Annotated in this window: 13 protein-coding genes; all 13 read right to left on the bottom strand. The window is 44.6% G+C overall.

All coding sequences use genetic code 11. The annotated features are described in order from the left end of the window. Positions 1-38 precede the first annotated feature (38 nt). The 13 genes from rnr to recN all read right to left on the bottom strand — a co-directional run bounded on the left by rnr (position 39) and on the right by recN (position 13,484). Positions 39-2,189 carry a ribonuclease R gene (gene rnr, locus OGM16_10605; protein ID UYJ48439.1) on the bottom strand — a complete coding sequence of 717 codons (2,151 nt, stop codon included), beginning with the start codon at positions 2,187-2,189 and terminating at the stop codon, positions 39-41. 122 nt (positions 2,190-2,311) lie between these two features. Next, positions 2,312-2,563, bottom strand: coding sequence for a preprotein translocase subunit SecG (secG, locus tag OGM16_10600; protein ID UYJ45281.1), 252 nt, complete (start codon positions 2,561-2,563; stop codon positions 2,312-2,314). A 124-nt stretch (positions 2,564-2,687) separates the two neighbouring features. Then, entirely contained in the window at positions 2,688-3,653 is a 966-nt protein-coding gene (locus OGM16_10595) for a hypothetical protein (GenBank protein UYJ45280.1), read from the bottom strand. A gap of 13 nt (positions 3,654-3,666) precedes the next feature. After that, on the bottom strand, positions 3,667-4,650 hold the full coding sequence (locus tag OGM16_10590) for a hypothetical protein (protein ID UYJ45279.1): 984 nt from the start codon (positions 4,648-4,650) through the stop codon (positions 3,667-3,669). A 14-nt stretch (positions 4,651-4,664) separates the two neighbouring features. Next, a complete protein-coding gene (locus OGM16_10585) occupies positions 4,665-5,450 on the bottom strand; it encodes a Cof-type HAD-IIB family hydrolase (protein ID UYJ45278.1) in 786 nt (261 codons plus the stop codon). Then, entirely contained in the window at positions 5,428-6,075 is a 648-nt protein-coding gene (locus OGM16_10580) for a Maf family protein (protein UYJ45277.1), read from the bottom strand. The genes OGM16_10585 and OGM16_10580 overlap by 23 nt, the downstream gene beginning before the upstream one ends. A gap of 1 nt (position 6,076) precedes the next feature. After that, on the bottom strand, positions 6,077-6,643 hold the full coding sequence (locus OGM16_10575) for a putative ABC transporter permease (protein UYJ45276.1): 567 nt from the start codon (positions 6,641-6,643) through the stop codon (positions 6,077-6,079). 20 nt (positions 6,644-6,663) lie between these two features. Further along, positions 6,664-7,104: a divergent PAP2 family protein gene (locus OGM16_10570; GenBank protein UYJ48438.1), complete on the bottom strand. Its 441-nt coding sequence runs from the start codon at positions 7,102-7,104 to the stop codon at positions 6,664-6,666. 21 nt (positions 7,105-7,125) lie between these two features. Then, on the bottom strand, positions 7,126-7,656 hold the full coding sequence (locus tag OGM16_10565) for an HD family phosphohydrolase (protein UYJ45275.1): 531 nt from the start codon (positions 7,654-7,656) through the stop codon (positions 7,126-7,128). A 62-nt stretch (positions 7,657-7,718) separates the two neighbouring features. Further along, on the bottom strand, positions 7,719-9,161 hold the full coding sequence (gene glgA, locus OGM16_10560) for a glycogen synthase GlgA (GenBank protein UYJ45274.1): 1,443 nt from the start codon (positions 9,159-9,161) through the stop codon (positions 7,719-7,721). Positions 9,162-9,274: 113 nt separating this feature from the next. Further along, on the bottom strand, positions 9,275-10,117 hold the full coding sequence (gene spo0A / locus OGM16_10555; protein UYJ45273.1) for a sporulation transcription factor Spo0A: 843 nt from the start codon (positions 10,115-10,117) through the stop codon (positions 9,275-9,277). A gap of 220 nt (positions 10,118-10,337) precedes the next feature. After that, a complete protein-coding gene (gene spoIVB / locus OGM16_10550; protein UYJ45272.1) occupies positions 10,338-11,615 on the bottom strand; it encodes a SpoIVB peptidase in 1,278 nt (425 codons plus the stop codon). Between the two features lie 210 nt (positions 11,616-11,825). Then, positions 11,826-13,484, bottom strand: coding sequence for a DNA repair protein RecN (gene recN, locus OGM16_10545; protein ID UYJ45271.1), 1,659 nt, complete (start codon positions 13,482-13,484; stop codon positions 11,826-11,828). Positions 13,485-13,516 lie beyond the last annotated feature (32 nt).

The following is a 13,516-nucleotide window of genomic DNA, read 5'->3' as shown; positions in this document are numbered from 1 at the left end:
TAAACACCTCCTCTTTCATTTCTCACACTATCATACCATTATACCATCTGATTTTCCAGAACAAAATCAACAGTCCGCAAAAGCTTATCTGTACCGGCCACAACTACACGTACCGGCTGCCCCAGCTTGTACACCTTCCTGCTCATTTCTCCTACCAGCTCATATCTGCTCTCATCGAAAATATAATAATCATCCCGTAGCTCACTAATTCGCACCAGGCCTTCCACTGTATTAGGCAATTCCACATAAAATCCCCAATTAGTAACTCCTGAGATCACTCCTTCAAAGGTCTGTCCTACAAACTTAGACATATATTCGCACTTCTTCATCTTCTCAGTCTCACGTTCCGCTTCATCCGCACGACGTTCTAAGGCTGAAGTCTGCACTGCCACCTGTGGCAGCACCTTATCATAATGAGCGATCCGCTTTTCTTTCATTCCCCCATGGAGACACTCTTTTATGATCCGGTGGATCTGCAGATCCGGATATCTGCGTATAGGCGATGTAAAATGAGTATAATACCTTGCAGCCAGCCCAAAATGTCCTGTACACTGGGTAGTATACTTTGCCTGCTTCATAGACCGTAATGTCAGCCTTGCAAGCAGCGGCTCCTCTGGCTTCCCTTCAATCTTATCAAGGAGCTTCTGCAACTCTTTCGGATGCACTTCCCCGTTAGACAGCCTTAAAGAATACCCAAAATTATTAATAAATACCCCCAGCTGCTTCATCTTCTCAGGATCCGGCTCATCATGGGTCCTATACAGGAAAGGAACAGACTGCCAGAAATAGTCCTCTGCCACCGTTTCATTTGCAAGGAGCATAAAATCCTCAATGATCTTTGTAGCTACATTTCTCTCATAAGGATGAATGTCTACCGGCTTTCCCTTCTCATCCAAAATGATCTTGCTCTCCGGAAAATCAAAATCAATAGCTCCCCTTTTACTGCGCTTCTCCCTTAAAATACCAGACAGCGCCTTCATACGCTCAAACATAGGAACAAAATCCTTATACTCATCCAGTAAAGCCGCCTTTTCCTCTTCCTTCTCCTGTGTATCAGCCTCTGACAAAATAGCATTTACTGCCGTATAAGTCATCCGTCTGTCAGACCGGATCACACTTTCGCATATCTCATGATCCACCACATTTCCCTGAGCATCTACCTCCATAAGACAGCTCATAGCCAGACGGTCTGTTCCCTGATTTAATGAGCAGATCCCATTGGAAAGCTTGTGCGGCAGCATGGGGATCACACGGTCCACCAGATACACACTGGTTCCACGCTTCAATGCCTCTTTATCCAGTGCACTTCCTTCTTTTACGTAATTGCTTACATCTGCAATATGCACACCCAGACGGTAATTCCCATTTTCCAGTATTTCCAGAGTCACCCCATCATCCAGATCCTTGGCGTCCTCTCCATCTATAGTCACCGTCTGCAGATCTCTTAAATCCCTTCTGCCCTCAAAGCCTTCCGGTAATTCCTTTAAACCTTCCGTAGGCAGCTGATCCGAAACATCCTCTACTTCCTTCATTACTTCCTCCGGAAAAGCTTCCGGAAGATTATAAGCACGTACCAAAGATAAAATATCTGTGCCGGGATCATTTACATGTCCTAAGATCTCCTTGACCCGCCCTTCCGGCTTCTTTTTCTCATCTCCGAAATCCGTTACCTTTACCACAACCTTATGTCCGGTCACAGCCCCCATGTCACAGCCCTGGGGGATAAAAATATCCTTAGCGATCTTCTGATCATCCGGGATCACAAAGCCAAAATTCTTATTCTTCTGGTAATAACCCACCAGCTCACTGTTAGCATGCTCTAACACCTTTAAGACCGTACCTTCTGCCCTGCGTCCGTTACGGCCTTCCGATTCGATGACGATCTGCACCTTATCACCATTTAAGGCGCTTCCGGTCTTATCCTCCGGTATAAACACATCCTGTTCCATACCTTCCACAGTAACAAAACCAAAGCCTCTTGCATGTCCTGAAAATATACCCACTACTGCAAAGGTTTCCGGCTTTCCATATTTTCCCTTTTTGGAGATACCCAGCTTTCCTTCCAAAACCAGTTCATCTAACACTTCCTGCAATTCTTTCCGCATAGCCTTGGGGATATTTAAAAGCATGGCGATCTCCTTCGCCTTCATAGGCACATAAGACTTATCATGCACCAGCTCCGTCAGCATCTGTTTTCTCTGTTCCAATAACTCTCTGTCCATATAACCTCTTTTCTTTATTAATGTACTTTTATAAAAGAAAAACACCCTTCCGCCAGCTGCACGAAGGGTGTTTTGACTGTCTGCTTCTATTATCCCTGAACCTTCAGAAGAATATTCAGAATAAGGGTGATGATCATAAATACGATCGCTCCATATCTGGTAAAATGCTCCAGAGCACCTTCCATAGAACGTCCCTTATTCTTGCTCCAGTAGCTGTCTGCCATACCGCCGATAGCACTTCCCAGTCCGTTGGACTTGCCTTCCTGCATCAGGATGACTACAGAAATAGCGATACCAAGAACTACATATATAATGGATAAAAGAACCTTAACTACTGCCATTTGTCTGCACCTCTCCGTTTCTTAATGTACTCCCTAAGAATACATCCTATAGTTAAACAAAATTAATGATACCATATTCACATTAAAATTACAAGGCTTTTATACTGGTTTTCTGCGCCATACCTTACAGCCTTGCTCCATCTTCCCCAACAGATGCACCATCCGGTGTTACTGTATTTACCAGCATGGCTCCCGTCTCATCGCAGAAATAATCCTTTTCATTCCAGTGAATCCAGCCGGTTTTCATATAACCATTCTCATCAAAGAAATACCATTTGGAATCGATCTCCTGCCAGCAGCTCTTCGGATAAGACCCGTCACGGTTTATATACCACCAGCCGGTATCATCGCTTTTCCATTCTCCCTTCCAGGAAAGAATATTTTCTTTGGAAACCTCAATCCATGGAGACTCTTCCCAGTCGCCCATGTTGCCTTTTATATCCACTGCGCGGACCTTAAAATAATAATTTCCACTTTTAGGGAATTTTTCAGAAAAATCAAAACTGTTTTCTTTCACTGTGTAAGTAGGGCCAACACCATTATCATTGGACGTGCTTCCTTTTCCTTTGCACAGGCGGACTTTATAGCTTTTTGCCAGGCTCTGGTGATTCCAGTGGGCAATTCCGTTTGCCGTATCCCAGTAAAGATCACCTACATCCAGATCCTCCTCCTCATCATCCAGCTTCTCCAGTGTTACTATCAGCTTTAACAGCTCTTTATCATACTTTGTAGCGCTGGAAACGTATTTTACTTTATCCCCGTTAAAAGTAAATGCTGCTTTTCCGGATTTTGAAAAATAGCAGTCACTGTCTGCAGACAGCCATACCTCTACCTTTGGCTTTACACCTCCGGCCCAGTATTCCTGTTCATTGACAAAATCAGCACTTTCTACAGAACAGCTTCCGTCTTCCACTGAAACAGACACAGAAGCATCCATATCCCCCGCCTGCACATCTGCATCAAAATTCAGTGTAATATGGCCCACCGGTGTGCGCTCTTCCTTTGCTGATGCCGGAAAAGCTACGGTCATGGCCAGTGCTGCTGCCAGTATGGCACCTGTTAAAAGATTTACCTTCTTATCCTTTGTCATTTAATCTACCCCCTTATTTGCTGAAATAACTGTGATACAAGGAGAAAAAGTTGTCACTGTTACAGCCTTCTCCTGCTGAAAAATCAATATTTTCCCAGACATCCCCATCCAGGCGGACTCTGTATTTTTCCTGATACGGCAGATATATCTCCTGAAATGCCTCTGTTTTCTTTTTCTGGGCCAGCCGCTCCTTGCGCAGGGCAGTTGCCTGCTGGTCATAGGCATTCACACATTTCTGGATATAAAAACGACCGTCTTTTTCTATAATATCACTGATCTCATCTGCCTCTAAAGCAAAGGCCGACCTGTCCGGTTCTTTCAGGTCCGGTCCCCACTCCAGTTGAAACTTTATCTGGCTGTTCAGGGAATTTTTCTCTGCGATAGAAGTAAAATCTGATTTTTCCTCACTTGCCTGGAGCAAAAGTTCTTCTGCTTTTTCCCGGGAATCTGTTTCGATCCGTTCTACCTGGATCACCTTTGCCTCCGCATCACTGACTTCCAGGTTCTTGCTTTCTGTCATCTGGCTTACCGTCTTATCTGCCCGGTAATATTTCCGGTAAAGATCCAGAACCTCATCCTTTGACACCTGCATATATGCCAGATCTTCTTTTGAAAGACCTGTATAATATTCTTCTGCAAGATTGTTAATATCATCCTCGTCCTGACTTGTAAGCTGGATGCCCTGTTCATCTGCCATGCGATCCACTACAGCCAGCTCCTCTAAAAACTGACCGATCTGGCTCTTTAAAAGAGACTCAAAGGTATTTCCCTGTCCATCTGCTGTCACCGACCATAGCTGTCCTGTATATAAGTTCTGATAACGATTCCTCTCTGTTGCCGCGATCATGCGGATCTGTCCCTGTGTGTAAAGCTCTTTTTCCTGTTTTAACATCCCCTCCGGCAGTTTACCGCAGCCGGAAAGAAGGGAAATGCAAAACAGAAGCATACTCACGGCCAGCAATGTGCCCCGTCTCATCCTGTATTTATTACTCTGCAATCCTTAACTCCTTTTTACAGCAGCTTCTGTAAAATTTTTAAAACCCCATTATTTACATTGCTATCAGCCTGAAATCTGGCTGCTTTTTTCACTTCATCCCTGGCATTTGCCACTGCAAAGCTGTAATAAGCCTGCTTTAACATTTCCACATCATTTAACTGATCACCAAAAGCCATGGTCTCTTCTGGTTTTATCCCCAGACTGTCCTGGATCACCTTTACTGCATGCCCCTTATTTACATCTTTTGCCATACAGTCAAGCCACATATCCCCGGCACATGAAATCTGTAAAATATCCTTAAACTCTTCTACAAGAGACCTTGCAGCCGCTTCCACACCGCTGTCTTTATAAATAGAAAGCTTGGTGCAGTCCTCTGCAACCTCTAACAGATCATCTACCCTGCGAAGATTAAATTTATAGCTTTCCACCAGCCAGTTACACAGCGCCTCATTTTTGGACTCTGTATAATCCCCGTCTGCTGCCGCATACACCATGGAAAGTCCTGGAATCTGGCGCACAGCTAAGATCAGACGTTTCATGATCTGGCGGTCAATGGGATATACATACAGGCTTCTGCCATAACAGCCGATATAAGAGCCATTATTGGCAATATAAAACACCTTTTTCTTCACCGGGTCAAAGGTACGCTCTACACTGGCCCACGGTCTTCCGCTGGCAACTGCAAACTGGATACCTTTTTCCCTTAACTTTAAAATAGTCTCAAATAATTCTGGATCGATATTGGGAGAACCATCTTCAACCAGAGTTCCATCTACATCAGTTACGACCAGCTTGATCATTTTCCTGTTCCTCCAGAAGTTTCTTTATCTCATGGCACAGCCGCCCTAAGGGAAGCCCCACTACATTGGTATAATCTCCATGGATCCCCCTGATATAAGCTGCAAAGCTTCCCTGGATCCCATAAGCGCCAGCCTTATCAAGTGGTTCACCTGTACTTACATAAGCTGCGATCTCCCCATCTTCCATATCATAGACCTCTACATCCGTCTTTTCAGAAAATGTGCTTCCTGCGTATGACCCGGCTTCCTGACAAAGGATAACGGTCACACCTGTATACACCTGATGTACATGGCCCTGGATCTGGCGGATCATGTTTCCTGCATTTTCTGCGTTCCCCGGTTTTCCAAGGATCACAGGTCTTTCTTCCCCCTTCGGGCATACAGCAACTACCGTATCTGCTCCGATCACCAGTGTTCCAGCCTCACATCTGGAAGCCACATCTGCAGCCTTTATATAAGAAAGATTTTCCACCAGCTTTGACGGTTCTTCCTCATTTTTCTCCTCTTCCACTGTACTTGGACGGATATCAGGGATAATGCCGATCTGTTCCAAAAGTTCTTTTCTTCTTGGAGAAGCAGAAGCCAGAACTACCTTCCACTCCTTCAGGCTTTCCTTTAATTCCATATCAGTATACCTTTAGTCTTCCTACTGTCTCTTCGCATTCTTCATCTTCTCCGCCTTCCGGCACACCAAGACGCATACGGATGCACCAAAAAAAGTCACAGAGATAGAATAAAGTAAGGGCAACTGCCATCACTGCGCTGATCCGGCCCGGAATATAACCTACTGCAGTGCGGACCCAGCCGTCCAGATAATAAAAGAAAAACAGGCCTAAAAGTCCCCATGCAAGACTGCTCTCCAGACAGATGATGCCCCTGTAGTTAAATGGCTTGTGGCTGTAATCCCACCAGAAGCTTCCAAACAGGCGGATCATCACATTGGCTGTGATCAGCTCCATGGTAGTTGCCATAGTCATAGATGCTGTATACAGTTCTACCGGATGATCTGATAACGGGCTCAACAGCAGGCATGCGCCTACTGCGCCGAAGCCGTATATGATACAAAAGGGGCCATGGCCAAAACCACGGTCCACCACAGGCTTCTTATATTCGATTGTGAGTACAATACATTCCAGAAGATATCCCAGAAAGCTGTACATAAAAAACCAGTTTACATAATTAAAAATACTCATTGGTTCCTCCAAAGGGAAATTTAATAATAGTTATTTATAACAAGTGCTAAAATGATCCCCAGAACAGCTCCTGCAAACACCTGGATCGGTGTATGGCCCACATATTCCTTTAACTTCTGCTGAAGCACCTCACCGCTTAATTTCAGAGGATTTTCAAGGAGAATGGAATTTAACAGTCTGGCCTGTTTTCCTGTTTCCTGTCTTACGCCTACTGCATCATACATGACTACCATGGACAGTATAAAGGATATGGCAAATTCAAAAGAACCGGCACCATATTTTAACCCCGCTGCAGTTGTCAGTCCGCAAACAGTAGCTGAATGAGAACTTGGCATACCGCCGGAACCTACCAGACGTTCTGCATTGAAACTTTTATTTAAAGCAAAGTCGATCAGGGTCTTTAATACCTGTGCTACGGTCCAGCCCACTACAGCGCTGACCAGAACCTGATTTCCCAGCATTGCTTTCCATGTATCCATATTTTAAAATTTTCCCCTTTCTGCCGCCTGTGCAAATAAAATATGCCCCGGCACAGCTGCCAGCCGCCTTACAGTGGCTTTTGTCTCCTCCACACAGCACATTTTATCGGCAAAAGTGACCGCATACCCCGCTCTCGTTGACGGCGGAACCGGTGTCAGCGGCCACATATGACGCAGGATCGCATCCTTTTCTTCTTCTGTCAGTTCAAAATACTGCTTTGCATTTTCCATGGCAGTACGCGGATGGGTAAAACCATGGAAATGATCTCCTGTCTCCCTGGCATGTGTATGCCAGTCGTATAAAAAAAGATCATGGAGAAGCCCTGCTCTTGCAGCGCTCCTCCAGTTTCCTCCAAATCTCTTACACCATGTATAGGCCAGATATGATACCTGTATGCAATGACATTTACAGGTTGTAGTACCATGCTGTATGTACTGATCCATGGACTGGAATACAGGATGGTCCAATATATCTGACACACACTCCATGTACTCCGGATCACTTATATATTCATTTGCTTCCGGCATTTCCATGAGTGTCACACCTCTTTCTAAATATGGCTGCCCATAAAAACGGCAGCGCCTGACTTGATACTTTAGCCGATGAGCCAGTCATAAAGTTCCTGATACCTGGCTGCAGAAGTTCCCCAGGAGAAATCAGCTGCCATATCACGGTCTATGATCTTATTCCACTCACGGCGTTTGTTGTAGTAAATATATTTTGCATAGCGCACGCTTCCAAGCATCTCATGTGCATTATAGTTTGCAAAAGAGAAGCCTGTTCCTGTGCTTTCAAATTCATTATACGGCTGTACGGTATCTCTTAAACCGCCTGTCTCCCTGACAATAGGCACTGTACCGTAACGCAGGGCCATCAGCTGGCTTAAACCACATGGTTCAAATAAGGACGGCATCAGGAATGCATCACAACCTGCATAAATGCGATGAGACATTTCCTCAGAATAGTAGATCTGGGCAGATACACGGTCATGGTATTTCCAGTCATAATGGCGGAACATATTCTCATAACGTTCATCGCCGGTTCCTAATACTACCAGCTGCATATCATCGCTGCAAAGCTCATCCATAACGCCCTGTACCAGGTCAAGTCCCTTCTGGTCGGTAAGACGGGAAACAATGCCTACCATGAACTTCTTCTCATCTACAGGAAGTCCTAACTGCTGCTGAAGGGCTTTCTTATTTTTCACCTTTTCCTTGCGGAAATTCTTTGCTGTATACGGCTGTACAATATAACGGTCTGTTTCCGGGTTAAACTCATCATAATCAATGCCATTTACAATACCCCGCAGGCTGTTTGCCCTTGCACGCATCAGTCCATCCAGACCTTCGCCATAAAATGGCATCTTGATCTCCTCTGCGTAGGTGTTGCTTACAGTAGTGATCGCATCTGCATAAACGATACCGCCCTTTAACAGATTGCCGTCTTTATATGCCTCCAGCTTATCCGGTGTGAAATAATAATCCGGCAGTTCGGTAAATCTCTGAATGGTCTTTACATCCCATACGCCCTGAAATTTCAGGTTATGGATGGTAATGACAGATTTCATATTGCGGTAAAAATCCCCGCCATGGAAGCTGTCCTTTAACAGAACCGGGATCAGACCAGTCTGCCAGTCATGACAGTGTACTATATCCGGCTGGAATCCGATCACCGGCAGTGCAGAAAGCGCTGCCCTGCAAAAGAAACAGAATTTCTCCAGATCCCAATACCAGTCCCCATATGGTTTGGGTCCGTTAAAATAGCTTTCGTTATCAATAAAGTAAAATGTAATCCCCTCATGTACATACTGCAGGATACCTACATAACGGCTCTGTCCTAAGTAGTCCATATAGAAATGGTCCACATACTGCATCTTGTCCCGCCATTCCTGCTTAATGCACAGGTACTTTGGAATAATAACTCTTACATCAAAGTATCTCTTGTCGAAACACTTTGGAAGTGAGCCAACTACATCTGCCAATCCCCCTGTTTTTATAAATGGTACTGCTTCAGATGCTGCAAATAAAATCCTTTTCATCCAAACCTCCCTCTCCTGGGTTACAGGCGGCGTTTTGCCTTAATCTCCTATAGTATACCGTACTTTTGGGAAATAAGAAAGAATTTATTCGTAAATTTTTTTTAACAAAATCTTTACGCGCTTAGGTCCACACCTATCTTTTTATAATCCAGACATATCTTATCGGCGATCAGGGCAATAAATTCTGAATTTGTCGGCTTTCCCTTTCCCGTACTGATGGTATATCCGAACAGCTCATCGATCACTTCCAGGCTTCCTCTGCCCCAGGCAACCTCGATCGCATGACGGATAGCCCGCTCTACGCGACTGGAGCTGGTGAGATTTTTCTTTGCGATCTCAGGATACAGGATCTTGGTCACAGCTTCCATCATTTCCCGGTCTTTTACTACCATAGTGATGGCATCCCGCAGATACTGATAACCTTTTATGTGTGCCGGTATACCTAATTCATGGAGCATTTTGGTAATATCTGTCTCCAAATGCTCTTTTAAGTACTCTTCCTTGTTATATTTTTCCTCTTCCGGTGTAGATGCTTTCTGTGGCGCCTCTAACACCTTTCCCATAACCGGGCGGGACGGGCGTTTTCCAATGCGGCGGATCTTATTTACCAGAATATCCCTGTCGAAAGGCTTCATAATGAAATAATTGGCACCTGCCTTAAAGGATTCCTCTGTCATCTGTTCCCCGCCTACAGCACTTAAAATGATAAATGCCGGATTTTTAAACATAGACGTTTTCTTCTTGATGTTTTCAACCACAGTAATACCATCTACTCTCGGCATGACCAGATCCAGTAAAACCACGTCAGGTTCGGTATCTTTTATCATGTCAATGGCATCTTTTCCATTATCTGCCCTGCCGATCACTGAAAGTCCGGCTTCAGAACTTATCATTTCATCTAGCGTGTTTAATATCATAGGGTTATCATCTACGATCACAACATTTACATTTTCCATGCTTCTACCTCCTGCATCCTTTAACGCGATTTCATTTATTCATATTCTTCATCACTCTGCCGCATTAAGTCTTTTATAGTTGATATTATAAAAGCAAATATCGTCATATTTCAATAAAAAACCACCGCATTTTTAGACATCTTAACATTTCTTTAACAGTTATTGTTTATTATGTGAAATTGTGGAATTTTATCAATTTTTATAGATTTGCGACTTCAATTTAGTGGGAAATCATATCCTCGATCAATATCCCATATCCTCTTGTAGGATCCTGGACAAACACATGGGTAATGGCTCCGATGATCTTTCCGTTTTGTATTAACGGTGAACCGCTGGTTCCCTGGATGATCCCACCTGTTAAATTTAACAGTTCCGGGTCTGTTATCTTGATCACCAGGCTTTTATTTTTCTTATTTCCTGTCATATCGATCCGCTGTATTTCCACAGAATAATCCTTCACCTGTCCTGAAATACTGGTACGCACCAGAGCAGGTCCTGTTTTTACTTCCTGGCGTCTGGCTGCCTCCATGGAATCGGTCCTGTGTTCTTTTAAGAAAGTCTGGTTTACAGTTCCAAATATCCCATAATCTGTATTTTCCGCTACAGTCCCAATCTCTGACTTCGGCCCATAATAGATCACCCCGGAAAGCATTCCCGGCGTTCCTATTTTCCCCTTTTCAATTCCTAATATCTGGGTATTATAAAGATTTCCGCCAGAGGTCTCCACCAGATCCCCGGTGTCACTGTCACTGATTCCATGTCCCAGTGCCCCGAATTTCCCATTGAGATCCATATAGGTCACGGTTCCGATCCCCTGGGTATCATCCCGCACCCATACCCCTAATTTACAGGAACCGTCAGTTCCTTTTACCGGATTTATCCTAACTTCTGTTTCTTCCCCGTTCCTGCGAACTGTTAATGTAACATTTTCCCCCTGAAAATGGCTTACTGCCTCTGCCAGCTCTTCCTTTGACCCAAGCTTCTGCCCGTTAAAAGCCTCAATATAATCCCCTGACTTTAATTTTCCCACTGCCGGTTCCATTTCCATCCCATTTTCCCCGGTAATGCGTCCGGTGCCAATGACCATGATCCCTCTTGACTTTAAATAAATACCCACAGGACTGCCACAGGGGATCAGTCTGGTGGTATCTACCACATCTACCTGTATGTTCTTAAATTTGATCACACCGAATAATTTCAGGTCCAGCTGGTAGCTTCCCTTTTTCCCTGCATACATGGAAAAGGGTTCTCTGCTGCTTATGGTGATACTATCCGCCGGGATATTGCTTTCATTTCCCAGTGCCACTTCCTCGCTTTCGCTGTATACAGTAGCCCGCCATGGAAGGGAAAATGTAAATTCTTCCCGGTCATGTTCTGTTACACTGATCCGGTCCGGTATGCTTTTGTCCACATAGTACCAGATCCCCACTGTTCCTATGACCAGAGACAGCCAGAATACCCGGATTAGATGCTTATAAAAGTTAGATTTTCCCCTCATAGAACGACCTCCTTCTACATTTCCTTCTCCATTTTCAGCCGGTAACACACATGCCCGTTACAGGCTTTTTTATGCAAAAAACAGGGAGCTGCAGGCTGTGATAACCTGCGCTCCCTGTTAGTATGTTCTGTAAAAGGTCGTTCCAATCTGTTTTATTTTGGTTATTGCTTATGCATTACACATTGTGCTCTTTAAAAGTCTGTCCGCGCCTCATTTTGTTTTATCTGCCAGTTCCTTCATTTCGCGGGCATTCTGGATAACAGCATCTGTGATCTTGGCTCCTCCAAGAAGTCTTGCCAGTTCCTCTACTGTCTGCTCCCTGTCAAGGCGCCTGATCGAAGTAGCTGTACTTCCTTCACTGGCTGCTTTACAGATCTCAAAATGAGTATCTGCCATTGCCGCGATCTGAGGCAGATGTGTGATACAGATCACCTGATGGCTTTTTGCAATATAAGAAAGCTTCTCAGAAACCTTCTGGGCTGTTCTTCCGCTGATACCTGTATCGATCTCATCAAAAATAAGCGTCGGGATATCATCTGAATCTGCCAGAACCGTTTTGATTGCCAGCATGATACGGGATAATTCACCCCCGGAGGCCACTTCCATAAGTGGGCGCACCGGCTGTCCCGGATTGGTAGAGATCAGAAACTGGGCTTCATCATAACCGGATGCTGTAAAATGAGGCAGCCGGTCAAATTCCATATCAAACTGTACATCCAGAAAATTCAGGTCCATCAATCCATTTTTGATCTTTTCAACCAGATGTCTGGATGCAGTTTTACGTATCTCTGATAATTCTGCGCAGCGTTCTTCCAGACGATCCTGGGATTCTTTTAACTCTTTTTCCGTTTTTTCCCTGTAATCGTCATAATTTTCCAGCTCTTCCAGTCTGCTTTTCTTCTTTTCCAGATTTTCAAGCATTAACTGCGTGGTATTTCCATACTTTCTCTGAAGATCATGGATCTGATCCAGACGGCTTTCTGTCATCCTGAATACCTCTTCATCAAATTCCATAGAACCCATATAAGATGAAATCTCCCTGGAAGCATCATTTAAAATGGCTTCTGCATCATAAAGCTGGTCCCGTATCCCCTCTAATGCTTTATCGTACTCAGCCGCCTGTTCTACAGAGCGCAGTGCCTGAGCCGCAAAATCACGCTGCAGCAGCTCTCTGGCATTTTCCAGTTCCTCTGCGATCCTTCTTGCATGTGCAAAACGCCGGTATTTTAAGGTCAGATCTTCCTCTTCCCCCTCTTTTACCTCTCCGTTTTCAATCTCCTGGATCTCAAAGCGCAGAAAATCCATCTCCCGCAGTCTGGCATCCTCATCTGTTTTAAAGGATAAAAGACGTTCCTTTAACCTGCAGTAATTCTTATATTCCTCTTCAATTTTCCTTTTCACCGGCTGGGTCTGTGCCTTGACATAGGCATCCAGGATCTCAAGATGTTTTGACTTATACAGCAGAGACTGATGCTCATGCTGACCATGGATATCTAATAAAAGACCTGTGATCTGGCGGAGTCTTGCCATGGTCACTGTCTCATCGTTAATACGGCTGACACTGCGGGAAGGCATGATCTTTCTGGAAATAATCACCATTCCCTCTTCTGTCGGCTCTGTTCCAAGCTGCATTAACGCCTTTTTCTTTTCCTTACTGTCAACGGAAAAGATCAGCTCAATATATGCATGGTCCGCCCCACAGCGTATTACATCCTTTGACGCTTTTCCCCCTAATGCCATGGTGACGGAACCAATAATGATCGATTTACCTGCACCAGTCTCACCGGTGAGTATATTCAGTCCTTCTCCAAATTCTACATCTGCCTTCTCAATAAGGGCCAGATTTTTCACATGGAGTTCAAGAAGCATGCTTTCCCTCTCTTTCTGTTGTCCTTGCCAAT

This window comes from Lachnospiraceae bacterium, assembly GCA_025758065.1.
GTDB lineage: Bacteria > Bacillota > Clostridia > Lachnospirales > Lachnospiraceae > Enterocloster.
This window is presented reverse-complemented; position numbering and strand designations above follow the sequence as displayed.

Coding starts and splice junctions, on each gene's coding strand:
- rnr (UYJ48439.1), bottom strand. CDS start 2,189: ATGCTGACGGAGCTGGTGCATGATAAGTCTTATGTGCCTATGAAGGCG.
- OGM16_10585 (UYJ45278.1), bottom strand. CDS start 5,450: ATGATCAAGCTGGTCGTAACTGATGTAGATGGAACTCTGGTTGAAGAT.
- OGM16_10570 (UYJ48438.1), bottom strand. CDS start 7,104: ATGCTGGGAAATCAGGTTCTGGTCAGCGCTGTAGTGGGCTGGACCGTA.
- spoIVB (UYJ45272.1), bottom strand. CDS start 11,615: ATGAGGGGAAAATCTAACTTTTATAAGCATCTAATCCGGGTATTCTGG.
- OGM16_10595 (UYJ45280.1), bottom strand. CDS start 3,653: ATGACAAAGGATAAGAAGGTAAATCTTTTAACAGGTGCCATACTGGCA.
- secG (UYJ45281.1), bottom strand. CDS start 2,563: ATGGCAGTAGTTAAGGTTCTTTTATCCATTATATATGTAGTTCTTGGT.
- glgA (UYJ45274.1), bottom strand. CDS start 9,161: ATGAAAAGGATTTTATTTGCAGCATCTGAAGCAGTACCATTTATAAAA.
- spo0A (UYJ45273.1), bottom strand. CDS start 10,117: ATGGAAAATGTAAATGTTGTGATCGTAGATGATAACCCTATGATATTA.
- OGM16_10565 (UYJ45275.1), bottom strand. CDS start 7,656: ATGGAAATGCCGGAAGCAAATGAATATATAAGTGATCCGGAGTACATG.
- OGM16_10575 (UYJ45276.1), bottom strand. CDS start 6,643: ATGAGTATTTTTAATTATGTAAACTGGTTTTTTATGTACAGCTTTCTG.
- recN (UYJ45271.1), bottom strand. CDS start 13,484: ATGCTTCTTGAACTCCATGTGAAAAATCTGGCCCTTATTGAGAAGGCA.
- OGM16_10580 (UYJ45277.1), bottom strand. CDS start 6,075: ATGGAATTAAAGGAAAGCCTGAAGGAGTGGAAGGTAGTTCTGGCTTCT.